Source organism: Amycolatopsis sp. w19, from assembly GCF_051373225.1.
Lineage (GTDB): Bacteria > Actinomycetota > Actinomycetes > Mycobacteriales > Pseudonocardiaceae > Amycolatopsis > Amycolatopsis japonica.
The window spans coordinates 71,727-96,111 of record NZ_JBPQFM010000012.1; the positions used below are offsets into that span (position 1 = coordinate 71,727).

A 24,385-nucleotide genomic window follows, 5' to 3' on the forward strand; every position below is an offset into this window, starting at 1 on the left:
TCACGACCGGCTCGCTCGCGGAAGTGGTAGCAAAGGTCCCTTGCTCTCCCTGGCCGGGGATCAGCGCCGCCGCCGCTTCGACCGAGGCCGAGGCGGCAAAGAGTCCGCGGTGGCGTCCTCGACCTCCTCCGAAACAGGCGCCGGGTCCGGAGTGGCGTCGGCCAGCCCCAGCATCTCCGCCGCGAGCTGCTGCGAAGACGCGAACACGCCCGAAGGCCGGTCCCGCGCCCGCCGCAAGGACGAAGGCCGCAGCCGGTTGTACCCGCGCACCGAAACCGGCCGCCGCGTGCGGACCTCGAACTGCGGGAACTCCGAGAGCTCGGTGGCGAGTTCCTTGTCCACCAGGATGGTGCCCGGCCGCGCGGTCGAGGTGAGGCGGGCGGCGAGGTTCACGACCGAGCCGTAGACGTCACCGAAGCGGCTGAGGATCCGTCCCGACGCCAGGCCGGCGCGTACGGCGGGCAGGGTTTCGTCGGCGTCGGCGCGTTCGGACAAGGCGAGGGCGATCTCGGCGCCGTCGACGGCGGAATCGGCGACGAACAGCACCTCGTCGCCGATCATCTTCACGATCCGTCCGTGATGGTCGGCGATCACCTCGGTGGCGACGGATTCGAACCGGTCGAGGATGTCGGTGAGCTCGTCCTCGTCGACCTGCCTGGTCAGCCGGGTGTAGCCGACCATGTCGACGAACCCGACCACCTCGGTCCTGGCCTCGAGATCCTCGTCCGGCATGGCCATCGCCCGGCCGGCGTAGGCCGCGAGGTGGCGGCGCCAGACGAACTCCTGCACCTTCTCCAGCTCGGGCAGCAGCCGTTCGACGAGCCGCCCGATCTGGCGTTCGCTGCTGCCGATCTCCTTGTTCTCGGTGATCATCGTCCACAGCATGTGGACCTGCCATTCCGCGAGCCGCGAAAGGTGCTGGCCCAGCGCGCGCGTCACGGCGAGCTCGATGCCCGGATCGATCAGGCCCGAGTTCATCAGCTGGTCCGCCGTGCGGATCGCCTCGATGTCGGCGTCGGTGAAGACGACCTCGTCGTCATCGACGGTCGCGAAGCCCAGCGCACGCCAAAGCCGCCGAGAGCGTTCCTCGGGAACGCCTGCCTTCTCGGCGACTTCGAGCCGGGTGTATTTGCGTTTCCCGCCGAGCAGGATCCGTTCGAGACGCTGTTGCAGCGCGTCGGGCGAGATCTCGCCGGGTTCGGGCATCAGGTGGTGTGGACGATGAGCACGTCCACCCCGGACTTCCGCGCGACTTCGGACGGCACGGAGCCGAGGATGCGGCCCGCGAGCGTGTTCAGCCCGCGGTTGCCGACCACCAGCAGATCCGCGGAGCGCTCGGCGACGACCTTGCGCAGCGAGTCGACCGGGTCGCCGACCACCGCGGCGGTGTCGATGTTCTTGGCGCCGGCCTTCGCCGCCCGGTCGCGGGCGGACAGGAGGGTGTCCTCGGCCGGGGCCGAGCCCACCACCTGGTACGCCTCGTCACCGAGGACGTCCTGCGCCTTCTCCACGTCGCCCTTGTTGGCGGGGTAGTAGGCGCACACGATGACCAGGGTCGCTCCGGAGTCCCCGGCGACGCCCGCCGCCCGGTCGACCGCGGCGAACGAAGAATCCGAGCCGTCCGTGCCCACGACCACGGTCCGATATGCAGCCATCCGCAACCTCCACCGATCTGACAGCCCGCACCTGCGTGCGAGCAGCGACGATAACCGCTCGTCGGCGGCCCCGCAGGCCGTCGTGAGCACGGTCGGGTGAAAAGGTTACTCGCCAGTCGGTTTCTGCGCTGCCGCAGGTCGCGGTGAAGCCTTCGCGCCGGATGTGGCCTTCGGCACATCGGCCGTCCGGAGCTGCACGGTGGCTTCCGCGTCGGGCGACGGCTTCGCCTTCAGGTCCGCCGGGACGTGCGGCTCGTCGCCGAGCACGTGCGTCGCCTCGGCGAGCGCGGTCCGCGCGGTGCGGACCTGCTCGGCCAGGCTGGAGCGCACCTTGCGGAGCGCTTCGACCCGTTCGGTGGCCTGTGTGATCCGCCGGTTGGACTCTTCGGTGGCCTGCCGGACGCGACGGCGTGCCTCGTCGGCCGCCTCGGCGAGCCGGGCGTTGGCCTCGGTGATCGAGTCCTGCTTGCGCTTGTTGGCGTCGGCGACGGACTCGCGCTGACGGCGTTCGATGTCGGCCTTGGCCGCCGTTTCCTCTTCGAGCACCTTCGCACGGATGGCGGCGGCGTCCTCGGTGGCCTCGCGGACGCGGCGGGCGGCCTCGGCCTTGCTCGCGGCCTCCTGCTCGGCCAGCGCGTGCATGGCCTCGGTGCGCCGCGACGCCATCGCGATCTCGAAGTCCTCTTCGACCTGAGTGCGGCGCTGCTGCGACTCGGCGTCGAGCTTGTCGCGCTCGGCCTTCGCCTTGTCGGTGATGTCCTTCGCCTCGGCGCGGGCCTTCTCCAGCACGCCGCGGTGCTCGGCCTCCATCTCCTTGCGACGGAGGTCGAGCTCGTTGAGCAGCTGCTCGTAGCGGGCCCGCATGGCGCTCGCGTCGGTCTCGGCCTTGGCGCGGATGTGCCCGGCTTCGGCTTCCGCGCGCGCCTTGGTGTCGGCGGCCTCGTCCTGTGCGAGCCGCAACATCCGCTGCAGACGCTCGGAAAGGCCTTCGACACTCGTCGGCGGCTGGGCGAGCCTGTCGACCTGCCCGCGCAGATCCGCGATCTCGCCGCGCGCGATCTCCAGCTGCCGTGCCAGGTCGCCCGCCTGTCCGATGGCGGCATCGCGATCGGCGGTGAGCATCTTCAGATCGGCGTCAAGCCGTTCGAGATGTTCGTCGACCTGCGCACGGCTGTAACCGCGCTTCGCCACGTCGAAGCCGGCTCCCAGCGGCACTAGCTCCCGTTCCTCGCCAAGGCTCATCCTTCTACCGTAGTCGAGCTGGAGTCACGGAAGGGTGAGCACCCACGCAACGCGCGGCGAAAGCGCGTTCTGGCGCGTTAAACGTTCCGGAAAGCGTTGATGCCGTCGATGTGCTTCTCGCGCAGCTCGTGGTTCCGGACACCCAGACCTTCTTCCGGTGCAAGGGCGAGCACGCCGACCTTGCCCTGATGCGCGTTGCGGTGGACGTCCAGCGCGGCCTGCCCGGTGTCTTCGAGCGCGTAGGTCTTCGACAGCGTCGGGTGGATCAGACCTTTCGCGATCAGCCGGTTCGCCTCCCACGACTCGCGGTAGTTCGCGAAGTGGCTGCCGACGATCCGCTTCAGGTTCATCCACAGATAGCGGTTGTCGTACTGGTGCATGTAGCCCGAAGTCGACGCGCACGTGACGATCGTGCCGCCCTTGCGTGCGGCGTAGACGGAAGCGCCGAAGGTTTCGCGGCCCGGGTGCTCGAAGACGATGTCCGGGTCTTCGCCGCCGGTCAGTTCGCGGATCTTCTTGCCGAACCGCTGCCACTCCTTCGGGTCCTGGTTGTTTTCGTCTTTCCAGAACTTGTAGCCCTCGGCGTTGCGATCGATGATCAGCTCCGCGCCGAGCTTCCGGCAGATCTCCGCCTTTTCGGGGCTGGAGACCACGCACACCGGGATGGCGCCGCCGTTGAGCGCGTACTGCGTCGCGTAGGAGCCGAGGCCACCCGAAGCGCCCCAGATCAGCACGACGTCGCCCTGCTTCATGTCGGCACCGTTGCGCGAGACGAGCTGGCGGTAGGCCGTGGAGTTCACCAGACCGGGGGAGGCGGCCTCTTCCCAGGTGAGGTGGTCCGGCTTCGGCATCAGCTGGTTCGACTTCACGAGCGCGATTTCGGCGAGCCCGCCGAAGTTCGTCTCGAAACCCCAGATCCGCTGCTCGGAGTCGAGCATCGTGTCGTTGTGCCCGTCCGGGCCTTCGAGTTCCACGTTGAGGCAGTGCGCGACGACCTCGTCGCCCGGCTTCCAGTTGTGCACGCCGGGTCCGGTGCGCAGCACGACGCCGGACAGGTCCGAGCCGACGACGTGATAGGGCAGGTCGTGGCGCTTCGACAGCGGCGAGAGCCGCCCGTAGCGCTCCAGGAACTTGAACGTCGAGACCGGTTCGAAGATCGACGTCCAGACGGTGTTGTAGTTGATCGCGCTCGCCATGACCGCGACCAGCGCCTCGCCCGGGCCGAGCTCCGGCACCGGGACCTCGTCCACGTGCAGGGACTTGCGCGGGTCCTTGTCCCGGCTTTCGAGGCCTTCGAACATGTCGGCCTCGTCCTTGTGCACGGTCACCCCGCGATAGGTCTCCGGCACGTCGAGCGACGCCACGGCGCCGAGGTCATCGTTCAGAATGGCCTGCTGGATCTCGCCGAGCTGCGACATCGAAACCTCCGCGAATGGGGGGACGGCGTTTGGCGGCTTAAATTACTCATGGGTAACCAGGTCCACAACTGTACGAGACGTGGAGCACGTCCACATCCCGAAGTGTTATCGACCGGTCTTGACCGGCCGGCCAACCAAGCGGACCATCGGACGTGGAGATCTCTCCGACCTGCAGGTTCAGCCGATTTTCGGAGGTGAGCACGCATGAATGAACCCACGACGCGCCCTTGGAGCCGTCCCCATGACTGGGCGGAGGTGGTCATCGGTGTCGTCGTCGCGCTTTCACCCCTCTGGATGACCACGGACAACACCGCCATGTGGACGCTCGTCGTCCTCGGCGCGCTGGTCGCCCTCGACGGTCTCGCGTCGCTTGCGATGCCTGGCATGGTCTACGGCGAAGGCATCCAGATCGTTCTGGGCGCGCTGCTGTTCATTTCGCCCTGGGTGATGGGATACGCCGACTTCATGGGCGCGTCCTGGACCGCTTGGATCGGTGGCGTCCTGACCGTGGTGGCCGGGGCGGCGGCGATGCCGATCGCCCAGGCGACGCACAAGATGGCGGGACAGCACTGACCCGGGAGGGAACGGCGTGAAAGAGGATTCGGCGAAACAGCGCATCCTGCGAGCCGCGGAGGCGCTTTTCGCCGAATCCGGTTTCGACGCCACGCCCACTTCGCGGATCGCGGAGCGGGCCGGCGTGCCGAAAGGCCTCGTGCACTACTACTTCCGGCGTAAGTCGGATCTGCTGGCCGCACTGGTCGCCGAACTGCCCGACGCCCGGATCGAACCGGCCGTCGTGGTGGTCCCCGGCGACCTCGCGGGCAGCCTTCGCGGCCTCGTCGTGGAGCTCGACAGGCGGTTCAACCGGTCGCTGGCGCTCTCACATCTGCTGTGGCGGGAAGCCGATACGCACCGCGCGGTCCGCGACGCGCTGGCCGAACGGTTCCAGCAGCTCGTCCGGCAGGTGAAGGCGGTGATCGTCGCCGCGACCGGCGGCAAACTCGCGATCGCCGACGTCGATTCGGCCTCGGGGCTGCTCGCGCGGGCGGTGAGTCACCGCCACGCGACGGCGCGGCACACCGAGGACGGGGACCCCGCCGAGATCGACCGCGAAGTCCTCTTCATCGCCTCGGCGTTGACGCGGGGTCAGTGACCGTCCTTCGCGGGCTCGACCAGTTCGACCAGCACACCGCCGGCGTCCTTGGGGTGGACGAAGTTCACCCGGCTGTTGGACGTGCCGCGTTTCGCCTCGGCGTAGAGCAGCCGGAGTCCCTGCGCCCGCAGAGCCTCGGCCGCGGCGTCCACATCGGACACTCGATACGCCAGCTGCTGCAGCCCGGGCCCGCTCTTCGCGAGGAACTTGCCGATCGCGGAATCGTCGCGCAGCGGCGCGAGGAGCTGGATCGCGGTCTCGGTCCCGGCGGTGCCCGGCGCGCGCAGCATCGCCTCGCGGACACCCTGCTCCTCGTTGATCTCCTCGTGCGCGACCTCCAGACCGAAATGCTCGGCGTGGAAGGCGATCGCGGCGTCGAGATCGGGTACCGCGATGCCGACGTGGTCGATGGCCGTCACGAACGGTTTCAGCGCCTGGTTCATGCAGAGCAGGATAGGTGCGCGGGCGGGCGGACCGGCGTGCGCCGCCTCACACTGGCTCCATCAAGAGGCCCGTGACCCGGGTATGGTCGCGAAGACCCCCTTTGCCCTTGCGCCGATGCTTGGAGGACGCCGTGTCCGGTTCCGTGATCCTGGGTGCCGCCCGTACACCGATCGGGCGATTGCTCGGTTCCCTGAAGGATTTCTCGGGCGCACAACTCGGCGGATTCGCCATCAAGGCGGCGCTGGAGCAGGCCGGTGTCTCCCCGGACGCGGTCCAGTACACGATCATGGGCCAGGTGCTCACCGCCGGCGCGGGCCAGATCCCGGCCCGTCAGGCCGCGGTCGCCGCCGGTATCCCGATGAGCGTCCCGGCGCTGACCATCAACAAGGTCTGCCTCTCCGGTCTCGACGCCATCGCGCTGGCCGACCAGCTCATCCGCGCGGGTGAGTTCGACCTGATCGTGGCCGGTGGCCAGGAGTCGATGACCCAGTCGCCGCATCTGCTGCCGAAGTCCCGCGCCGGGTTCAAGTACGGCGACACCACGCTCGTCGACCACATGGCCTACGACGGTCTGTTCTGCGCCTTCGACCAGGTCGCGATGGGCTCTTCGACGGAGAAGTACAACAGCCGCTACGGGATCACCCGTGAGCAGCAGGACGAGTTCTCCGCGCGTTCGCACCAGCGCGCCGCCGCTGCGATCGCCGAGGGCCGCTTCGACGCCGAGATCGCGCCGGTGTCGATCCCGCAGCGCAAGGGCGACCCGGTCGTCTTCTCCCATGACGAGGGCGTCCGCGCCGACACCACCGCCGAAGGCCTCGCGAAGCTGCGTCCCGCCTTCGCCTCCGACGGCACCATCACCGCGGGCTCGGCCTCGCAGATCTCCGACGGCGCGGCCGCGGTCATCGTCGCGAGCAAGGCCAAGGCCGAGGAGCTGGGCCTGACCCCGCTCGCCGAGATCGGCGCGCACGGCGTGGTCGCTGGCCCGGACGCCAGCCTGCACGAGCAGCCGTCGAACGCGATCCTGGCCGCGCTGGCCAAGGAGAAGCTCACCGCCGACGCGCTCGACCTCGTCGAGATCAACGAGGCGTTCGCCGCCGTCGGCCTGGTTTCGGCGGACAAGCTCGGGCTCGACCCGGAGAAGGTCAACGTCGACGGTGGCGCCATCGCTCTCGGTCACCCGATCGGCGCGTCCGGCGCGCGGCTCGCCGTGCACCTGATCCACGAACTCCGCCGTCGCGGCGGCGGCCTCGGCGCGGCCGCCCTCTGCGGTGGCGGCGGCCAGGGCGACGCGCTGCTCCTCCGCGTCCCGTAAAGCCCTTGCCGGTACAGCTGGACATCGACGAACTGGTCGGTCGCGCGCGGGACGGCGTCCCCCGCGCGATCGCCCGGTTGTTGTCGCTGGTCGAGGACGCTCATCCCAGGTTGCCCGAGGTCGCGGCGAAGTTGACGCCGCACACCGGCAACGCGCGGATCGTCGGCCTGACCGGACCGCCCGGTGTCGGTAAGTCGACATCGACCTCCGCGCTGCTCACGGCTTTGCGGGCGAAAGGCCTGCGCGTCGGCGTACTGGCGATCGACCCGTCGTCGCCGTTCTCCGGCGGCGCGCTGCTCGGCGACCGGATCCGGATGACCGAACACGCCACCGATCCCGGCGTGTTCATCCGGTCGATGGCCACGCGCGGCCATCTCGGCGGGTTGTCGTGGGCGACGCCGCAGGCCGTCCGGGTACTCGACGCGGCCGGGTTCGACGTCGTGCTGATCGAGACCGTCGGCGTCGGTCAGTCCGAAGTGGACGTCGTGAAACTGGCCGACACCACCGTGGTCCTGCTCGCGCCCGGGATGGGCGACGGGATCCAGGCGGCGAAGGCCGGTGTGCTGGAGATCGCGGACGTGTTCGTGGTCAACAAGGCCGACCGCGAGGGCGCGGACGCGACCGTGCACGACCTCAAGCAGATGATCTCGTTGGTACGCCGGGAAATCCGCGGTCCGAGCTGGCGTCAGCCGATCGTGCGAACGGTGGCCTCGCGCGGCGAAGGCGTCGCGGACGTCGTCCGCGCGCTCGACGAACACCACGATTGGCTGGTCCGACGCGACGAACTGCCCCGCCGTCGTGCGGCGCGGGCCCGGGACGAGGTCGAGGCGATCGCCGTGCAACGGTTGCGCGCGGAAATCGTCGACCTGCGTTCCGGGGACCGGCTCACCGAATTGGCCGAACGCGTGGTCGCGCGGAAACTCGACCCGTTCGCGGCGGCCGAAGAACTCATCGGAGATCTTCGCGGTTCGTGAGGGTTCAGAGGATTTCGATGACGCGGACCTTCGGCGGCCGGTTCGGGAAACTGATGTCGGTCCACCGGTTGATGCGCACGTCGGCGCCATTGCTGTCGTAGTACATCAGGTCGTTGTTGCCGGTGTAGATCCGGTCGATCCACCAGCCGCCGAAACCGATCCGCCCGCGGTTGGCGTAGCAGTCGACGCTGCTGCTCCCGCCGAGATGCGACCAGATCTTCAGGAAGTTCTCCCCGTCGCGGCAAGGGATGTGGTCGATGGCGAACGAGGTGCCGGTCGGGACGAGCAGGCTGAACGCGGCGGCAGCGGCGGCCGCCACGGTCAGGACGCGTTTCTTGATCGAGAACACGGAATTCTCCTTTAGTCGTGGAAAAGGAGCCTGTGCTTCGAGCATCTCGATCATCGGTGGAGCATGTCAATTTCCCGGTACGCCGGGACAGGCAACTCTGGTCTTACGGGCAGCGGTCAGAATTCGACGTACATCTTGATGTCGCCGAAGTCGCTGTCGAGATTGTCCAAATGGGCGATCGCGTCCTCTTTCCAGACTTCGAGCTGGTTCGTCTCGCCGTACGTGAGCTGTTCGCCGTCGGCCACCTTGTGGGCGTACTTCGTGATCGTGACGGTCTGCCCCCGGCAGAACTCGACCCGCTCCAGGAACCTGTCCGCCATGTCGGGATCGAAGACGCGGCCCATCCGGACGTAGCCGTTGTTGATGTGCTCCTCGCAGTAGAAGTGCGCCGCCGCCGAGGCGATCCACTCGGTCAGCGTCGGTTCGCGGGGCGGCCACTTCTCCCGGACGTGCGACTTGATCTCCCTGGCGAGGCGGACGACGCGGCGCCGTTCGAGGTCGCTCAGCCCGTCCTCCTTGCGGAAGTCGAGGATCATGTCGTCGACGACCTTGGCGAGCCTGAGCATGCGCGGTTTGTCGAGTTCGGCCGGTTTCTCCGGCGGCAGCCCCGCCATGACCCGCTCGTGCACGAGGACGTACTGCGTGTACGCGTACAGGAAGGTCAGGGCGTTCAGCTGCCATTGGTGTCGTTCGGCGATCTCCACGGCTTCGACCCTAACCGCGGACCTACTTCCGGACCTGTGTGAGCGCCGGGGATTCACCCTATGCTCTCTTCTTCGTCCACGGCTGGGAGGCAGGAACCGTGCAGAGGATCGCGAAGGTCTTTGTGGCAGTGCTGGGAGCCGGGCTGATGCTCGCGGCCGGCACCGGAACGGCGTCGGCGGAAGGCGCGCCGCCGAAGGTCACGAAGGGGCCGTGCCAGTACACGCAGACGCCGGACGACCCGGCAGCGCGCCCGGTCCCGCTGCCGCCGGACCCCCGTCGGACGCCGGACCGGGGCAAGGTCCCGGTACAGCTGAAGACGAACCAGGGCACCATCGATCTGACCCTCGATCGGGCGAAGGCGCCGTGCACGGTGCAGAGCTTCCTGCACCTGGCGAAGCACCGGTTCTACGACCGCACGACGTGTCACCGGCTGACCGCGTACCCGACGTTGAAGGTGCTGCAGTGCGGTGACCCGAGCGGCACCGGCGAGGGCGGCCCCGGCTACAAGTACAAGGACGAACTGCCCGTCGGCCTGCCGCCCGCGCCGACCGACCCGACCGGTGAGCGCAAGGTGTATTCGCGCGGCGTCCTCGCGATGGCCAACGCGGGCCCGGCGACGAACGGGAGCCAGTTCTTCGTGGTGTACGGCGACTCCGCGCTGCGGCCGAACTACACGATCTTCGGCACCGTCGGTCACGAAGGCCTCGAAACCCTCGACGACGTCGCCGCCGGCGGCATCCGGCCGACTCCGGAGAACCCCGCCCCGGTCGACGGCGCCCCGGTGCTGAAGACCGACATCCTCCGGGCGCGTGCCTGGTTCTGCTAGGTGACCCCCCGCATTTAGTCCTCTGGATGCGGTGGTTCGCGATGCCGACTACCGCATTCAGAGGACGAAATGCGGGGGTGAGGGTCAGGTGACCTCGAAGATGGCCTCGCGCAGGGCCTGGGTGGCGCCGCCGAAAGCGTGCTTCGCGGCGGCGCCGTACCCGATGATGAGCCCTTCGCGTCGCGGCTCGCCGATCCAGTAGCCGCGGAGGCCTTCGAGCCCGATCGCGCGACGGCGGCAGGCGGCCAGCACCTCCATCTCCCTCGGGACCTCGCCGGGGAACTGGAGCACCAGATGCAGCCCGGCGGAGATCCCTTGCGGCAGCACGGAATCCGGCAGGGCCGCGAGCAGCTTGTCCCGCCGGGAGCGGTACTCGATCCGGCAGCGGCGGATGTGCTGGTCGTAGGCGCCCGATTCGATCAGTTCGGCCATCGCCAGCTGGTCCAGCAGGGCCGGTCGCGCACCGCTCTCGGCCAGCGCCGCGCGCACCGGTTCGACCAGGAACCGCGGCAGCACCATCCATCCCAGGCGTAGCGACGGCGCGAGCGTCTTGCTCGTCGTGCCCACGTACACGACCCGTTCCGGTGCCAGCGCCTGCAACGCGCCGACCTGCTGGTGGTCGAACCGGAACTCGCCGTCGTAGTCGTCCTCGATGACGACGGCGCCGGTTTCCTCCGCCCACCGGGTGAGTTCCGCCCGTCGTTCCGGGGCGAGCGTGACGCCCAGCGGGTACTGGTGCGCCGGGGTGACCACCACCGCTGGACTGTCCAAAGAGGACACGGTGATCCCGTGGTCGTCGACGGGGACGCCGACCACGCGGGGGCCGTTGGCGGCGGCGATGTTCCGGTAGATGTGCAGCGACGGGTTCTCGAACGCGATCTCGTCCGCGTCGCGCGCGTGCAGGACCCGCGCCAGGATCGCGATCGCGTGCGAGAACCCGGAGCACACCAGGATCCTCGCGGGGTCGGCGATCACGCCGCGGCTGCGGGCGAGATAAGCGGCGAGCGTCTCCCGCAGTTCCGCCGCGCCGGACTCGGCCGTGTAGTCGAACGCCGTCATCGGCGCCCGGTGCAAGGCCCGGCGGGTGGCCGCGAGCCAGGCCGACCGCGGGAACGCGGACAGGTTCGGCCTGCCGGGCCGCAGGTCCCAGCGCGGCGCAGGGTCGCGGGGGACGGGCCTCGGCGCCGACGCGGGCAGCGCACCCGCCGTCGCGACGCGGGTCGGGGCGCCCTGTGCCGTCCGCAGGTAGCCCTCGGCGGCGAGATCGGCGTAGACGCGGGTGACCGTTCCCCTGGCGACGCCGAGGTCCTGCGCCAACGCCCTGGTCGAGGGCACCGCGGCGCCCGCCTGCCAGCGTCCTTCCCGGATGGCCGCGCGGATCGCCGTCGCGAGCCCGGTCCGGCCGCTTTCGGGCCGCCAGTCCAGGTGGACGTCTATTCCCGAACTGGACCACGAATCTGCCATGACACTGGACCATACTCGTGGGCCAGTCGCCGCTAGATTCGCAGGCATGACCGAGCGAATCCACGTGGGCAAACGAGTGCCCGAGATCTACCAGGCCATGGCGAAGCTCCAGGCCGAAGTCGAGAAGGCCGCCGCCAACGCCGGCGTCGACCAGAAGATCCTCGAACTGGTGAAGATGCGCTCTTCGCAGATCAACCACTGCGCGTTCTGCCTCGACATGCACTCCCACGACGCGTTGCAGATGGGCGAGTCGCCGCGGCGGCTGTTCGTGCTGCAGGGCTGGCGGGAGACCGAACTGTTCACCGAGCAGGAGCGTGCCGCGCTCGCCCTCACCGAGGCGATCACGAACGTCGCGACCCTGCACGACGTCCCGGACGACGTCTACGAAGAGGCCACGCGCGTCTTCACCGAGGAGCAGTACCGCGCCATCGTCTGGGAGGCGATCGCGATCAACAGCTGGAACCGGATGTGCGTGACCAGCCACGCGCCGCTGCCCGAGCGCGCCGAATGACCGCGGCGCGGCTGCGGGAGCTGCACGTCGCGGGCGAGCCGCTCCTCCTGCCGAACGCGTGGGACGCCGACAGCGCGCGTCTCGTGGAGGCCGCCGGGTTCCCGGTCGTGGCGACGAGTTCCTTCGCCGTGGCCAAGGTTCTCGGGTACGACGACGGGGAGGACGCGCCCGCCGACGAGATGTTCGCGGCGGCCGCGAGGATCGCGCGGGCGGTCTCGGTGCCGGTGACCGTCGACGCGGAAGGCGGGTACGGGCTCGAAGCGGGAGAACTCGCGGCGAGGCTGGCCGAGGTGGGCGCCGTCGGCTGCAACTACGAGGACACCGACCATGCCTCGGGCGGCGTCCTCCCGGTGGAGACACAGGCGGAACGGGTCGCGAAGTTGCGCGAGGCCGCCGGGGACGCGCTGGTGATCAACGCCCGCGTCGATGTCTTCCTCGGCGCGTCCGACGAGCGGGCCGTCCTGGACGACGCGATCCTGCGGGCCAAGGCGTATCTGGAGGCCGGGGCGGACTGCGTCTACCCGATCATGGTGAAGTCGCCGGAAGTGCTGGGCGAGTTCGTGAAGGCGGTGGCACCGGGGGCGGTCAACGTCGCTCCGATGCCTTCGGGCCCCGATCTCTCCGCGCTCGCCGCACTGGGGGTGGCGCGGATCTCGCTGGGTACCGGGCTGTGGAAGTCGGCGAGGGCCGATCTCCGCGCGAAGCTGGCCGAACTGACGGCGGGGAAACTGCCGTACTGAGGGAAATGGGAACCGGGGCGGTGCGGCCGGGGGCGTTGGATGCCGGCCGCACCGTCCCGGCGATCAGTGGGCGACGGCCTTCTCGGCGCCCGCTCCGGTGAGGGATCGGACCTCCATCTCCGCGTACTTCTTCTGGTTGTGCTCCTTGGACAGCACGGTCCCGAGCCAGCCGAGGAAGAACGCCACGGGGATCGAGACGATGCCGGGGTTGTCCAGCGGGAACCAGTGGAAGTCGACGCCCTGGATCATCGACGCGCTCTTCCCGGTCTTGGCGTCGACAGGCTTCCCCGAGACCGCGGGCGAGAACACGATCAGCAGGATGCAGACCGCGAGACCGCCGTAGATGCTCCACAACGCGCCTTGGGTGTTGAACCGCTTCCAGAACAGCGAGTAGAGGATGGTCGGCAGGTTCGCCGACGCCGCCACCGCGAACGCGAGCGCCACGAGGAACGCGATGTTCTGCCCGTTGGCGAGGATGCCGCCGAGGATCGCGACCGCGCCGATCACCAGCGCGGTGGTCCTGGCGACCTTCACCTCCGAATCCGGTGACGCCTTGCCCTTCTTGATCACGTTGGCGTAGACGTCGTGCGCGAACGACGCCGACGCGGTGATCGTCAGTCCCGCGACCACGGCGAGAATCGTCGCGAACGCGATCGCCGCGATCAGGCCGAGCAGGATCGGGCCGCCGAGTTCCAGCGCCAGCAACGGGGCCGCCGAGTTCACACCACCGGGCGCGGCCTTGATCTTGTCCGCGCCGACCAGCGCGCCGGCGCCGTAGCCGAGCACCAGGGTGAACAGGTAGAAGACGCCGATCAGGCCGATTGCCCACACCACGGAACGACGGGCTTCCTTCGCCGTCGGCACGGTGTAGAAGCGCATCAGGACGTGCGGCAGGCCCGCGGTGCCCAGCACCAGCGCGATGCCGAGCGACAGGAAGTCGAGCTTCGTCGTGCCGGTCTTGCCGTACTGGTTGCCCGGCCCGAGCAGCGCCTCACCGGCCTTGCCCGCCTTGTCCACCGCGCCCTGCAGCAGCGAGGAGAGGTTGAAGCCGTACATGCCCAGCACCCACAGCGTCATCGCCAGCGCGCCGACGATGAGCAGCGCCGCCTTGATGATCTGAACCCAGGTGGTGCCCTTCATCCCGCCGATGAGCACGTAGGCGATCATGATGATGCCGACGATCACGATGATCACGGCCTGCCCGGCCTTGCTCTCGATCCCGAGCAGCAACGCGACGAGGCCACCGGCGCCCGCCATCTGCGCGAGCAGGTAGAAGAACGACACGGCCAGGGTGGACGTCGCCGCCGCGGCCCGCACCGGGCGCTGCTTCATGCGGAACGCCAGCACGTCGCCCATGGTGAACTTGCCGGTGTTGCGCAGCAGTTCCGCGACCAGCAGCAACGCCACCAGCCACGCCACCAGGAAGCCGATGGAGTACAGGAAACCGTCGTAGCCGTAGACGGCGATCGCGCCCGCGATCCCGAGGAACGACGCGGCGGACAGGTAGTCGCCCGCGATGGCGACGCCGTTCTGCGGACCGGTGAACGCGCGGCCCGCGGCGTAGTAGTCCGACGCCGTCTTCGTGTTGCGGCTCGCCCGGAACACGACGAACAGCGTGACCACCACGAACAGGCCGAAGATGGTGATGTTGAGTACGGGGCTGCTGCCCTCGACTCCGGCGGCGAGGGTCATTTGGCCTCACTCTCGATGTCCGTGCGGATCTTCTCCGCGATGGGGTCGAGTTTCTTGTTCGCGTAGCGGACGTAGATCCCCGTGATCACGAAGGTCGAAACGAACTGCAGCAGACCGAAGACCAGGCCGACGGTGATGTTGCCGACCAGCTTCGTGCTCATGAAGCCGTGCGCGTAGTCGGCGAGCAGCACGTAGAGCAGGTACCAGAGCAGGAACAACGCCGAGACGGGGAACACGAACCGGCGCAACCGAGCCCGCAGTTCCTTGAACTCCGCGCTGTCATGGGCTTTGTCCCAGTCCGTTTCCGGCGGACTGGGAGCGTTCGTTTCGGTACTCATCGTGCTCTCCTCGCACCGCGAATGTGTTCCGCGACACGTTAAGGAGAGGTCAAGGAGACCGGAACCTTCAGCGGTTCAAACGTCTGCCGAGACGACGAACGGTCGACGAACGGTGGTCGGACCACGACGAAGGGGTCTCCGCCGTCCGATCGTCCAGATGCAGCCGCAGCATGGCGGCCGTGGACCAGGCGGGAGGCCTGCCCCGCAAGGAAACCACGATCATTACTCCGAATGCCAGCGGAACCGACCAAGGCGCGGGCTGTGACACCAGGATCGCGGGCAGGCCGCTCAGGCTCGGGACGAACAAGGCCACGAGGATCGAGCCCGAAGACGCGACGAGCCCGGCGAGGACACCGCTGATCGCGCCCGCCGCGGTGAGCCGGTTCCACCAGATGCCGAGCACCAGCAACGGGCAGAACGTCGACGCGGCGACGGTGAAGCCCCAGGTGACGAGGACGCCCGCGTCCAATCTGGCCGACGGCAGCGCCAGCAGGACCATCACCGCCGCCGCGCCGAGCACCGACCAGCGCAGCCTCCGCAGGCCGCCGGGCGCGAGGTCGTGCGCGACCGCGCCGGAGATCACCAGCAGCAACCCGAGCGACGTCGCCAGGAACGCGGCGAACGCGCCCGCCGTCAGCAGCCCGGTGAACAGTGATCCCGCCCAGCCGTCGTCGATCTGCGCCGGCAACGCGACGACGACCGTGTCCGTCGCGCCGGAGACGTACAGCTCGGGAACCAGCACCCGGCCGAAAACGCCGTAAACCCCTGGGAACAGGTAGAAGACGCCGAGCAGGGCGACGGTGATCGCCGCGGTCCGGCGGGCGGCGCGGCCGTCCGGGCTGGTGTGGAAGCGCATCAGGACATGCGGCAGGCCCATCGTGCCGAGCATGGTGGCGATCAGGATCGCCCACGTGCCGAGCAGCGGGTAACCCTGGTCGCCGAGGTCGAGCAGCGGCCGTTGCCAGTCCGGCCCGCCGAGCGGGGCACCGCCCCGGACGGCGGGAACCGGGGTCCCTTCGGCGAATTCCAGGGTCTCGCCGCTCCTGGCCACCAGCTCACCCGGTGGCACGACATGCTTTTCCGGCGTGAGCAGGGTGGTCGGCTCGCGCAGGGTCAGCGTCACGTCGATCTCGAAGGACAGCCGGGTGTCGCGGGCGAAGTGGGTGAATTCCACCGGATGCACCGAAGCCGACCGCTGCTCCGGGGACACCTGGGAGACCAGCCAGATCGCGGGAACGATGAACAGCAGCAGTTTCAGCACGAACTGGAAGGCCTGGACGTAGGTCGCCGCGCGCATCCCGCCGAGCGCCAGTGTCGCGCTGACGGCGGTGCCCGCGATGACGACGCCGACCCAGTACGGCGTCCCGCCGACCGCGGTCAGCACGAGCCCCGCCGTGCGGAATTGCGGTACCAGGTAAAGGGTTCCGATCACGAGGACGACCACGGCGGCGAGGCGGCGCAGGGCGGGGGAGGCGAGCCGAGCTTCGGCGAAGTCCGGGACGGTGAGCGCGCCGGAGCGCCGCATCGGCGCCGCGACGAGCACCAGCATCGCGATGTACCCGGCGGTGAACCCGACCGGATACCAGAGCGCGCCGATCCCGTCCTTCACCACCAGCCCGGCCACGCCGAGGAACGACGCCGCGGACAGGTATTCGCCGGAGACCGCGGCGGAGTTGACCAGCGGCGAGATCCGGCGCGAGGCGACGAGGAAATCCGACGTCGTGCGCATGGCCGCGACCCCGCGCAACCCGATCAGCAGGGTGACCAGCACGACCGGGGCCACCGAGAGCGCCGCGACCACTACTCGTCCTCGATCTTTTCCGCCCGGCGCAACTGCCACCACGACAGCAGGGCCATGGCCGGGTACGGGAGGATCGCGATCATCAGCCAGGACAGCGGGATTCCCAGCAGCCGCACCGAATCCAGCCCGGGGAAGATCCCGAACACCAGCGGGAGCCCGAAGACCAGCCCGAACATCCCGGCCAGCGCGGGAAGCCCGCGACGACGTTGGGCGCGGTACAGCAGATCCGCGCGTTCGGCGTCGCTCGCCGCCAGCCGGGGGACGCGCCAGCGGCCGCGTGCCCGGGGCCGCGACCGCGCGAGCCGGGTCTGCGGGCTGGTGACGGCGACCCGTTTGACGCGGCTCACGGGCGGCCTCCCCGGCCCAGTTCCCCGCGTTGCGCGGCGGCGAGCAGCCGGTCCCGCAGGTCGCGCGCGTGGCGGCGGCTCACCGGCACGTCACCCGCCTCCGTATGCGCCAGCAGCCCGCCGGTGGTGTCGCTGCGCAGTTCGAGCACCGCGTCCACGGCGAGCAGGAAACCCCGGTGGACACGGGTGAATCCCGTTCCCTCCCAATACTCTTCGAGCCGGGAGATCGGCATCCGCGTGACATGGACGCCGGATTTCGTGTGCAACCGGACGTAATCGCCGTGCGCTTCGACGAACTGGACGTCGTCGCGCCGGACGTACCGGGTGCGCCCGCCGGATTCCACCGGCAGGGCGGACATCGCGTCCGGCGCGGGTTTCGGCTCGTCGGCCTGGTTGCCCGCCATTCGGACCACTTTGGACAGTGCGGCGGACAGCCGTTCCGCGCGGACCGGTTTGAGCAGGTAGTCGACCGCGCCGATACCGTACGCCGCCACGGCGTGCCCGTCGTGCGCGGTGACGAACACGATCACCGGCGGTTCGTTGAGCCGCGCCAGCAGGGAGGCGAGTTCGAGCCCGTCGAGACCCGGCATGGAGATGTCGAGGAAAACGGCGTCGAAATGACTGCCCTGCAACAGCTTGAGCGCGTTGACCGCGTCGCCGGCGGCGATCACCTCGGCGACTTCCGGAGCCTCGCGCAGCAGGCTGCACAGCTCGTCGAGGGCGGGCGGGACGTCGTCGACCGCCAGCACCCGCAGCCCGTTCGTCACGGCAGCACCCCCGGCTGGAAGCGGGGCACGCGCACCACGACCCTGGTGCCCGCGCCGGACTCGGTCTCCACCGTCAGGCCGTACCAGGGGCCGTAGACGCTGCGCAGCCTTCTGTCCACATTGGCCAGTCCGACACCGCCGTCGTCGCCACGTCCGGCCAGGATCGCCGCCGCGCGTGCGGGGTCCATGCCGACACCGTCGTCCTCGACGCTGATCACGCAGTCGTTCCCTTCCGCCATTCCCTGAACCTGGATGAACCCCGCCTCGGCGCGTGGCTCGATCCCGTGCCGGATCGCGTTCTCCACCAACGGTTCCAGCACGAGGTACGGCACCGCGACGGCCAGTACCTCCGGCGCGACGCGCACCTGCACGCGTAGCCGTTCGCCGAGCACGGCGCGCTGCAACGCCAAGTACGTCTCGATGGCGCGGAACTCTTCGGCGACCATCGTGTACTCCCCGTGCCGCGCGAGGCTGTAGCGCGTGTACTCGGCGAAATCGAGCATCAGGTCGCGGGCGCGGTCCGGATCGGAGCGGACCAGCGAGGAGATCACGGTGAGCGCGTTGTAGACGAAATGCGGCGAGATCTCGGCCCGCAACGCCCGCAGTTCCGCCTCCGCGGCCTGCTCGGCGGAGGCCTCCAGCCTGCCGCGTTCGAGCGCGTGGACGACGAGTTCGACGGCCTGGCGGGCGACTGCGTTCGTGGTTTCGGTGACCAGGAGGACCCCGGCCAGTTCGTCGTGGACGTGCAGGGGCATCGCCAGCAGCCCGGGTTCGGACACCGGCGTCTCGGAGTGGAGGACCTCGTCGAGGGCCGCGACCACGACGTCGTCGGCGGCCGGTCGGCCCGACCAGATCAGCGAGCCGGAGAGGTCGGTCAGCCCGAGGCCGGGGACGTCTAACAGCCGTCGGAGGCCGTGCGCCGCGTGGCGGGCGCGGGGCCCGGCGAGGCCGTCCATGAGGTCGTCGGAAACGCGCTGGGCGGCGGCGAGCACGGGCACCGGATCCGCGCTCGCGGCCGGACGCCAGGGCAGACGGGTGGTCATCCGGCCTCCTCCACGACGTCGGGGCCTAGATCCTAACGTCGGTGCGTGGTTTCGCCGGTTACGCTCCGGGCATGGTCCCCGGTGATGCGGTGATGGTGCGCCTGGACGTCGTGATGCGGCGGTTCGCGATGGCCGGTTTCGTGGTGTTCGGCGTCGGCGGCCTGGTGGCCGTCGTGCTGGCGTTGTTCTCCGGCTCGGTGTCCGGGGTGGTGTTCAGCCTGCTCAGCGTGGCTTTCGCGGGGCTGATCCTGCTCGCTCTGCGGAAGTCGGCGAGTTCGTTGGTGATCTCCGCTGCGGGGTTCTCGGTCCCGGGCGTTTTCGAGGTCCGGTGGACCGAGGTGACGCGGCTGCGGGTGTACCGGGAGAAGCGGCGGGTGGGGCGGTGGATGCACTGGTGGCACTACCGGCTCGACTGGACCGGCTCGGGGCCCGAAGTGTTGCTTGAGGACGGCGAGTATGCGTACGCGCTGGGGCACCTTGGTGGGGGCGCTCGGCTGTACGCGGCTCTCACGCGCTTCGCGCCCGCTGGGGTGGTCGAGTTCGCCGAGTGAGCCGGTCCCGAACGCTATGAAAGGTCCTTTCCTTGCAAAATTTGCAAGGAAAGGACCTTTCATAGCATTACCAAAGCGCGTCAGCAGCTCTGCTTGTAGAAGTACTGGGCGTTCGCGTCCATGTTCGCCTTGGTGATCGAGTGCAGCGAAGCGGTCAGGTTCCGCGTCACCGGCTTGCCCTCCAGCGCCGCGATGGCCTGCTGCACGCCCTGCTGCCCGATGGCGGCCGGGTCCTGCGCGATGAGGCCCTGGTACTCGCCCTTCTTCAGGCCCTCGATCTCCGACGGCGAGGCGTCGAAACCGATCAGGTTGACCGCGCCGACCTTGCCCGCGTTCCGCAGACCGGTCGCGGCGCCCTCACCGGTGTTGAGGTTGGTCGCGAAGATGCCGATCAGGTCCGGGGTGGACGCCAGCGCGGCGGTCACCTTGGACGCGGCCTGGTCGGGCTCGTTCTGGGTGAACTGCACCCCCGCCGACTTCAGGTTCGGGTAGTTCTTCAGCTCGTCCTCGAACCCCTTCGCGCGGGTGTTCGTGGTCGAGGTGCCGGCGATGGTGTCGAGCACCAGCACCGAACCGGTCTTGCCCGCGGCCAGTTCCGCCATCGTCTTCGCGGCGAGCTTGCCGCCCTCGGCGTTGTCCGACGAGATCGACGACTCGGCCACGCTGGTGTCCTTCAGCGCGGTGTCGACCTCGATGATCTTCGAGCCGCGGCCCTTGACCTGCTGGATCGGCGCGAGCATCGCCTGGGCGTCGGTCGGCGCGATGAGCAGCGCGGCGGGCGGGTTGGAGCCCAGCGCGTTGACGAGCTGGGTCTGCATGGCCGCGTCGAACTTCTGCGGGGCCTGCGTGGTGAGCTCGTAGCCCGCCTTCTTGGCCTCGGCCTCGGCGCCGCACTGCATCGAGATGTAGAACGGCTCGGCCTGCACGCCCGGGATGAGCGACAGTTTCTTGTTGTTGGTCTTGGCGCCGGAGTCGCCCGACGGCGCCTCGCCGACGGTGCCACCGCCGCACGCGGTGAGCAGGAGGGCCGCGGAAACGGCGGCACCGGCGGCGAGCAGGGTCTTCTTCATGGGGATTGCACCTCTTTGTGCGTAGGGAATCAGCGAGAATTGCGGCGACGACGGCGCCGCTGGTCGAACCAGACCGCGGCGATCAGCACCGCGCCGACCGCGATCATCTGCCAGAAGTCCTGGACCTGCGTGATGTTGAAGCCCTTCTTCAGCACGGCCGGGATGAACACGCCGATCACCGTGCCCAGCACCGAACCGACACCGCCGAAGAGACTCGTCCCGCCCATCACCGTGGCGGCGATGGCGTTGAGGTTGTCGGTGGTGTGCGCCGAAATCGTCGTCGACGCGTAGTACGCCAGCGAGAGGAAACCGGCGACACCGGCGAGGAAACCGGTGAGCGTGTACACCTTCAGCAGGTGCGCGGTCACCCCGATGCCCGCCCGCCGCGCGCCCTCGGCGTTCGAGCCGACGGCGTAGGTGTAGCGGCCGAATTTGGTGGTGTGCAACAACCAGGCGCCGATCAGCGTGATCACCACGGCCACCAGCACCAGGTTCGGCACGCCGCCGAACGACGTCCCGTAGCCGAGCGTCTTGTTGAGCTCGGTCGGCACGCTGCGCACGTCGGACCCGTTGTTCAGCAGGTACGCGGCGCCGAGCGCGGCACCCATCGTGCCGAGCGTGACGATCAGCGGCGGGATGTTCGCCACCGCGATCAGGAAACCGTTGATCAGGCCCCAGATCGTGCCCGCGACGACAGCGGCCACGAGCCCGGCGGTGATGACGCCCCAACCGGCCTTGGTCGCGTCGCCGTCCGGGCTCAGCGCCTCCATCGTCTTGCCGGCCACCATGCCCGCGAAGATCAGTACCGAACCGACCGAGAGGTCGATCCCGGAGGTGATGATCACGAACGTCATGCCGACCGAGAGCACCAGAAGCACCGAGGTCTCGATGAGCAGGGTCTGGAACGTGAACAACGTCGCGAACTCGGCGGGCGCGATCGCGGTGAACACGATGATCAGCGCCAGCAGTACCAACGCGATCCAGAACGTGTTGGCCCCGATGAGCCGTTGCCCGATCGAACGCTTGCCGAAGCCACCGTCCACAGAGGTCTGGATCTCGGGGCCGTTCTTCGTCGGAGTGGACACGGTCACGCCGCCTCCTCTTGTACGAGGGCGCCCGTCATCGCGGCGACCAGGTCTTCCAGTTTCGTGCCGTCGCCGGTGAACCGGGCGACGCGTTTGCCGAGCCGCAGCACCTCGATCCGGTCGGCCACCGACAGCACCTCGGGCATGTTGTGGCTGATCAGCACGACGGCGATGCCCTTGTCCCGCACCTTCTTGATCACGTCGAGCACCCGTTCACGCTGCACGACACCGAGCGCGGCCGTCGGCTCGTCCATGAACACGACCTTCGACGCCCAGACGACCGACCGCGCGACGGCGACACTTTGCCGCTGCCCGCCCGAAAGCGAGCCGATCGGGACGTCGGTGCTCTGCAGGGTGACGCCGAGCCGCTGGAACTCCTCCACGGCCTGGCGTTTCATCTCCTTCTTGTCCAGCATCCCGAGTTTGCCGAGGATCCCTTTGCGGTGGATCTCCCTGCCGAGGAACAGGTTCGCGGCCGGGTCGAGTTCCGGTGCGACCGCGAGGTCCTGGTACACCGTCTCGATCCCCATCCGCCGTGCCGTGGTGGGGGAGTCCAGCACCACTGCGGAGCCGTCGAGCAGGATGCTGCCCGACGTCGGCTGCTCCGCGCCGGACAGGCATTTGACCAAAGTGGACTTCCCGGCGCCGTTGTCGCCGATCAGCGCGGTGACCTCGCCGGCGCGGGCCTGGAAGGACGCGCCGCGCAGCGCTTCCACCGAGCCGTAGCGCTTGACGAGGTTCTGTGCGTCGAGCAGGAGTTCGCTCACGATCGCTCCCTCTTCTCGGGTGCGGGCGGCCGGCAGCGGATGACCGTGAGGTCACCCTCCACAGTGGATTGACCGGCGTCGTGCGGGACCACGTACGTCTCGCCCTTACGCAGTGAGTACTCGCCGCCGTGTTCGGTACGGAGCGTGCCCGCACCGTCCATGACGACCAGTACCGCGAACGACGGATCGAGTGACAACGTTGTCGCCCTACCCGAAACAGCCGGACGGAGCTGGTCGGCGCGGAAGAACGCGTCAGTGCCATCGGCGAGCAGGTCCACAGTGGACGCTTCGTCGCCCGCAGTGCGCTTGACGATCGAACCGAGCCGTTCTTCGTCCCAGCCCGTGGTGTCCAGGGTTTCGATGGCGGTCTCGAAGCCGATCCCGAGGTGCGCCTTCTCCGGGTTCGCCAGGAAGTCGCGCCATTCCAGGGTCAGCGAGAAGTCGGTCGGCTGCTGGAGTTCGACGACGAACACGCCTTCGCCGATCGCGTGCGGCAGGCCAGCCGGGATGTAGACCGTGTCGCCGGGGGTGACCGCGACGCTGTTCAGCGCGTCGAGCATGGCGGGCGCGTCCTGGGTGCGGGCCCATTCGTTGATCGTCGCCTTGTCGACCGTCTGCTTGAAGCCGGGGTACACGCGGGGGTCGTCGCCGTAGGTGCCGACCACGATCCACGCCTCGGTCTTGCCGAAGTGCGAGTCGAAATGCCGCTTCGCGAACGAGTCCGACGGGTGGAAGTGCACGGGCAGGCGCTGGCCCGCGTCGAGCAGCTTCACCAGCAGGCCGGTCGAATCGCCGAGCGCTTCGACGTGCTTGGCGCCGAGCCAGGCGGCCGGGTTCTCGCGGACGGCGTCGCGCAGCCAGACCCCGCTGGGCAGCTTGGTCAGGCCGTTGGTCTCCTGGCCGAACATCGTGGTGGCCGAGCCGACCCAGTCCTCCGGGCCGTACTTGGACTCGGACGAAGCGCCCCGCAACGCGGCGATGGCGTCGCCGCCGCGGTAGAACTGCGGCGGCTGGTTCGCCGGCAGGCGGATCGGTTCGAGGTGACCGCTCATGAAGGCGCGACCTCCCCGGAACCGCGGGCTACGAGATGCACGGGCAGAACTACCTTTCTCGGTGCGGATTGATCTCCCTGTACCCGGGCGAACAGCAGTTCCGCGGCCGCCCGGCCCAGCGCGCTCACGTCGTGCGCGATCACGGAGACCGGCGGATCCAGCAGATCCGCCAGTTCGAAGTCGTCGAAGCTGATCATCGCGGGACGCCGCTCCGCGTGGGCCAGCGCGCGCAGCAGGTGCACGGCGACCCGGTTGTTGCCCGCGACCACGGCGGTGGCCGGGTTCGCGCCGGTGAGCAGCCGTTTCACGGCGTCGCCGACGCTCTCGGCGGTCGGCGTCCGCATCACGACGAGGCTGTCGTCGAAGGGGATCCCGTTGCGGACGCAACCTTCCCGGAACCCGCGCAGGCGTTCGCCCGCGGTGAAGATGCCGGGGCTGTCGGCCAGGAACGCGATCCGGCGATGGCCGTGTTTCGCGAGGTGGGCGACCGCTTCGACGGTGCCGCCGATGTTGTCGACCAGCACCGTGTCGGCCATGATGTCGCCGGCGGGCCGGTCGAGGAACACCACGGGCGTGCCGGCGCGCATTTCGGGGACCAGATAGCCGTGCTGCATCCCGGCGGGGACGACGAGGATGCCGTCCACCCGGCGCGAGCAGAACTCCAGGACGAGTTCGCGTTCGCGGTCGGAGTTCTCCTCCGACGACCCGGTCAGCACCTGGCGGCCGAACGAGGTCGCGATGCGTTCCACGGCCCGGTTGAGCTCGGAGTAGAAGGGGTTGCCGACGTCTTCGACGATCAGGCCGATCGTCCCGGTCGTCGAGCCGCGCCGCAGGTTCCGCGCGCCGAGGTTGCGCCGGAACCCGAGCTGCTCGATCGCCGCCATGACGCGCTCCGCGGTGTCCGGATGGACGGCGGGCTCGTCGTTCACCACCCGCGAGACGGTCTTGATGCTCACGCCCGCGAGCCGGGCCACGTCACTCATCGTGGCCCGTCGGCCGGTTGTGCGGTGGCCGCTGTCCGGTCCGCTGGAAGACAACGTTGTCATAGTGGCCGGAATTGAACGCCAGCGACGCCGCCG

The 24,385-nt window shown here is 69.0% G+C and carries 27 protein-coding genes; 8 read left to right on the top strand and 19 right to left on the bottom strand.

Going from position 1 to position 24,385, the window contains the following annotated elements; all coding sequences use genetic code 11:
* Positions 1–60: 60 nt before the first annotated feature.
* The 4 genes from ACSMFO_RS23185 to ccrA all read right to left on the bottom strand — a co-directional run bounded on the left by ACSMFO_RS23185 (position 61) and on the right by ccrA (position 4,315).
* A complete protein-coding gene (locus ACSMFO_RS23185) occupies positions 61–1,206 on the bottom strand; it encodes an adenylate/guanylate cyclase domain-containing protein (RefSeq protein WP_436460488.1) in 1,146 nt (381 codons plus the stop codon).
* Positions 1,206–1,655, bottom strand: coding sequence for a universal stress protein (locus ACSMFO_RS23190; RefSeq protein WP_037341714.1), 450 nt, complete (start codon positions 1,653–1,655; stop codon positions 1,206–1,208). The genes ACSMFO_RS23185 and ACSMFO_RS23190 overlap by 1 nt, the downstream gene beginning before the upstream one ends.
* Positions 1,656–1,760: 105 nt before the next feature.
* Positions 1,761–2,870, bottom strand: coding sequence for a chromosome segregation protein (locus ACSMFO_RS23195; protein ID WP_395861375.1), 1,110 nt, complete (start codon positions 2,868–2,870; stop codon positions 1,761–1,763).
* 104 nt (positions 2,871–2,974) lie between these two features.
* A complete protein-coding gene (gene ccrA, locus ACSMFO_RS23200) occupies positions 2,975–4,315 on the bottom strand; it encodes a crotonyl-CoA carboxylase/reductase (RefSeq protein ID WP_038509217.1) in 1,341 nt (446 codons plus the stop codon).
* 204 nt (positions 4,316–4,519) lie between these two features.
* Here ccrA and ACSMFO_RS23205 point away from each other — a divergent pair, with 204 nt between their 5' ends.
* The gene (locus tag ACSMFO_RS23205; protein ID WP_436460489.1) at positions 4,520–4,888 is read left to right on the top strand and encodes an SPW repeat protein; all 369 of its coding nucleotides are present in this window, start codon (positions 4,520–4,522) and stop codon (positions 4,886–4,888) included.
* 16 nt (positions 4,889–4,904) lie between these two features.
* The gene (locus ACSMFO_RS23210) at positions 4,905–5,468 is read left to right on the top strand and encodes a TetR/AcrR family transcriptional regulator (protein WP_037341723.1); all 564 of its coding nucleotides are present in this window, start codon (positions 4,905–4,907) and stop codon (positions 5,466–5,468) included.
* On the opposite strand, the gene mce is transcribed toward ACSMFO_RS23210, so the two are convergent.
* A complete protein-coding gene (mce, locus tag ACSMFO_RS23215; RefSeq protein WP_038509219.1) occupies positions 5,462–5,911 on the bottom strand; it encodes a methylmalonyl-CoA epimerase in 450 nt (149 codons plus the stop codon). The genes ACSMFO_RS23210 and mce overlap by 7 nt on opposite strands.
* A gap of 131 nt (positions 5,912–6,042) precedes the next feature.
* On the opposite strand from mce, the gene ACSMFO_RS23220 reads away from it, so the two are divergent.
* Both ACSMFO_RS23220 and meaB read left to right on the top strand, forming a co-directional pair.
* On the top strand, positions 6,043–7,224 hold the full coding sequence (locus ACSMFO_RS23220) for an acetyl-CoA C-acetyltransferase (RefSeq protein WP_436460490.1): 1,182 nt from the start codon (positions 6,043–6,045) through the stop codon (positions 7,222–7,224).
* Between the two features lie 5 nt (positions 7,225–7,229).
* Positions 7,230–8,198, top strand: a complete 969-nt coding sequence (gene meaB / locus ACSMFO_RS23225; protein WP_436460491.1) for a methylmalonyl Co-A mutase-associated GTPase MeaB — start codon at positions 7,230–7,232, stop codon at positions 8,196–8,198.
* A 4-nt stretch (positions 8,199–8,202) separates the two neighbouring features.
* Here the strand turns inward: meaB and ACSMFO_RS23230 are convergent, their stop codons facing one another.
* The gene (locus tag ACSMFO_RS23230; protein WP_037341734.1) at positions 8,203–8,547 is read right to left on the bottom strand and encodes a beta/gamma crystallin domain-containing protein; all 345 of its coding nucleotides are present in this window, start codon (positions 8,545–8,547) and stop codon (positions 8,203–8,205) included.
* A 116-nt stretch (positions 8,548–8,663) separates the two neighbouring features.
* The gene (locus tag ACSMFO_RS23235) at positions 8,664–9,251 is read right to left on the bottom strand and encodes a hypothetical protein (RefSeq protein WP_436460492.1); all 588 of its coding nucleotides are present in this window, start codon (positions 9,249–9,251) and stop codon (positions 8,664–8,666) included.
* A gap of 146 nt (positions 9,252–9,397) precedes the next feature.
* On the opposite strand from ACSMFO_RS23235, the gene ACSMFO_RS23240 reads away from it, so the two are divergent.
* Positions 9,398–10,078, top strand: coding sequence for a peptidylprolyl isomerase (locus ACSMFO_RS23240; RefSeq protein WP_436460588.1), 681 nt, complete (start codon positions 9,398–9,400; stop codon positions 10,076–10,078).
* An 84-nt stretch (positions 10,079–10,162) separates the two neighbouring features.
* Here ACSMFO_RS23240 and ACSMFO_RS23245 read toward each other — a convergent pair whose 3' ends face one another.
* The gene (locus tag ACSMFO_RS23245) at positions 10,163–11,542 is read right to left on the bottom strand and encodes a PLP-dependent aminotransferase family protein (RefSeq protein WP_436460493.1); all 1,380 of its coding nucleotides are present in this window, start codon (positions 11,540–11,542) and stop codon (positions 10,163–10,165) included.
* A gap of 46 nt (positions 11,543–11,588) precedes the next feature.
* Here ACSMFO_RS23245 and ACSMFO_RS23250 point away from each other — a divergent pair, with 46 nt between their 5' ends.
* Positions 11,589–12,053, top strand: a complete 465-nt coding sequence (locus ACSMFO_RS23250; RefSeq protein ID WP_016336647.1) for a carboxymuconolactone decarboxylase family protein — start codon at positions 11,589–11,591, stop codon at positions 12,051–12,053.
* Positions 12,050–12,793 (top strand): isocitrate lyase/PEP mutase family protein, encoded by a 744-nt coding sequence (locus ACSMFO_RS23255; protein WP_436460494.1) that lies wholly within the window; start codon positions 12,050–12,052, stop codon positions 12,791–12,793. Before ACSMFO_RS23250 ends, ACSMFO_RS23255 begins: the two co-directional genes overlap by 4 nt.
* A 63-nt stretch (positions 12,794–12,856) precedes the next feature.
* Here ACSMFO_RS23255 and ACSMFO_RS23260 read toward each other — a convergent pair whose 3' ends face one another.
* From ACSMFO_RS23260 to ACSMFO_RS23285, 6 genes are all read right to left on the bottom strand, one after another.
* A complete protein-coding gene (locus ACSMFO_RS23260) occupies positions 12,857–14,485 on the bottom strand; it encodes a solute symporter family protein (protein WP_436460495.1) in 1,629 nt (542 codons plus the stop codon).
* The gene (locus tag ACSMFO_RS23265; RefSeq protein ID WP_436460496.1) at positions 14,482–14,823 is read right to left on the bottom strand and encodes a DUF485 domain-containing protein; all 342 of its coding nucleotides are present in this window, start codon (positions 14,821–14,823) and stop codon (positions 14,482–14,484) included. Before ACSMFO_RS23265 ends, ACSMFO_RS23260 begins: the two co-directional genes overlap by 4 nt.
* A gap of 67 nt (positions 14,824–14,890) precedes the next feature.
* Positions 14,891–16,624, bottom strand: a complete 1,734-nt coding sequence (locus tag ACSMFO_RS23270; RefSeq protein ID WP_436460497.1) for a cation acetate symporter — start codon at positions 16,622–16,624, stop codon at positions 14,891–14,893.
* Positions 16,624–16,971, bottom strand: a complete 348-nt coding sequence (locus tag ACSMFO_RS23275) for a hypothetical protein (RefSeq protein WP_073848169.1) — start codon at positions 16,969–16,971, stop codon at positions 16,624–16,626. Before ACSMFO_RS23275 ends, ACSMFO_RS23270 begins: the two co-directional genes overlap by 1 nt.
* Positions 16,968–17,738, bottom strand: a complete 771-nt coding sequence (locus ACSMFO_RS23280; protein ID WP_436460498.1) for a LytR/AlgR family response regulator transcription factor — start codon at positions 17,736–17,738, stop codon at positions 16,968–16,970. Before ACSMFO_RS23280 ends, ACSMFO_RS23275 begins: the two co-directional genes overlap by 4 nt.
* Complete coding sequence (locus ACSMFO_RS23285; RefSeq protein ID WP_436460499.1) at positions 17,735–18,781, bottom strand: sensor histidine kinase; 1,047 nt, start codon at positions 18,779–18,781, stop codon at positions 17,735–17,737. Before ACSMFO_RS23285 ends, ACSMFO_RS23280 begins: the two co-directional genes overlap by 4 nt.
* Positions 18,782–18,852: 71 nt before the next feature.
* Between ACSMFO_RS23285 and ACSMFO_RS23290 the strand changes: the two genes are divergently transcribed.
* Positions 18,853–19,332: a hypothetical protein gene (locus tag ACSMFO_RS23290; RefSeq protein ID WP_436460500.1), complete on the top strand. Its 480-nt coding sequence runs from the start codon at positions 18,853–18,855 to the stop codon at positions 19,330–19,332.
* Positions 19,333–19,412: 80 nt separating this feature from the next.
* Here ACSMFO_RS23290 and ACSMFO_RS23295 read toward each other — a convergent pair whose 3' ends face one another.
* Genes ACSMFO_RS23295 through ACSMFO_RS23315 form a run of 5 tightly spaced genes read right to left on the bottom strand, consistent with a single transcriptional unit; the run spans position 19,413 to position 24,289 of the window.
* The gene (locus ACSMFO_RS23295) at positions 19,413–20,402 is read right to left on the bottom strand and encodes an ABC transporter substrate-binding protein (protein WP_350584914.1); all 990 of its coding nucleotides are present in this window, start codon (positions 20,400–20,402) and stop codon (positions 19,413–19,415) included.
* A gap of 29 nt (positions 20,403–20,431) precedes the next feature.
* On the bottom strand, positions 20,432–21,493 hold the full coding sequence (locus ACSMFO_RS23300; protein WP_073848166.1) for an ABC transporter permease: 1,062 nt from the start codon (positions 21,491–21,493) through the stop codon (positions 20,432–20,434).
* Positions 21,490–22,254, bottom strand: coding sequence for an ATP-binding cassette domain-containing protein (locus ACSMFO_RS23305; protein ID WP_038509236.1), 765 nt, complete (start codon positions 22,252–22,254; stop codon positions 21,490–21,492). The genes ACSMFO_RS23300 and ACSMFO_RS23305 overlap by 4 nt, the downstream gene beginning before the upstream one ends.
* A complete protein-coding gene (locus ACSMFO_RS23310) occupies positions 22,251–23,306 on the bottom strand; it encodes a class I mannose-6-phosphate isomerase (RefSeq protein ID WP_436460501.1) in 1,056 nt (351 codons plus the stop codon). Before ACSMFO_RS23310 ends, ACSMFO_RS23305 begins: the two co-directional genes overlap by 4 nt.
* Entirely contained in the window at positions 23,303–24,289 is a 987-nt protein-coding gene (locus ACSMFO_RS23315; RefSeq protein WP_436460502.1) for a LacI family DNA-binding transcriptional regulator, read from the bottom strand. Before ACSMFO_RS23315 ends, ACSMFO_RS23310 begins: the two co-directional genes overlap by 4 nt.
* Positions 24,290–24,385 lie beyond the last annotated feature (96 nt).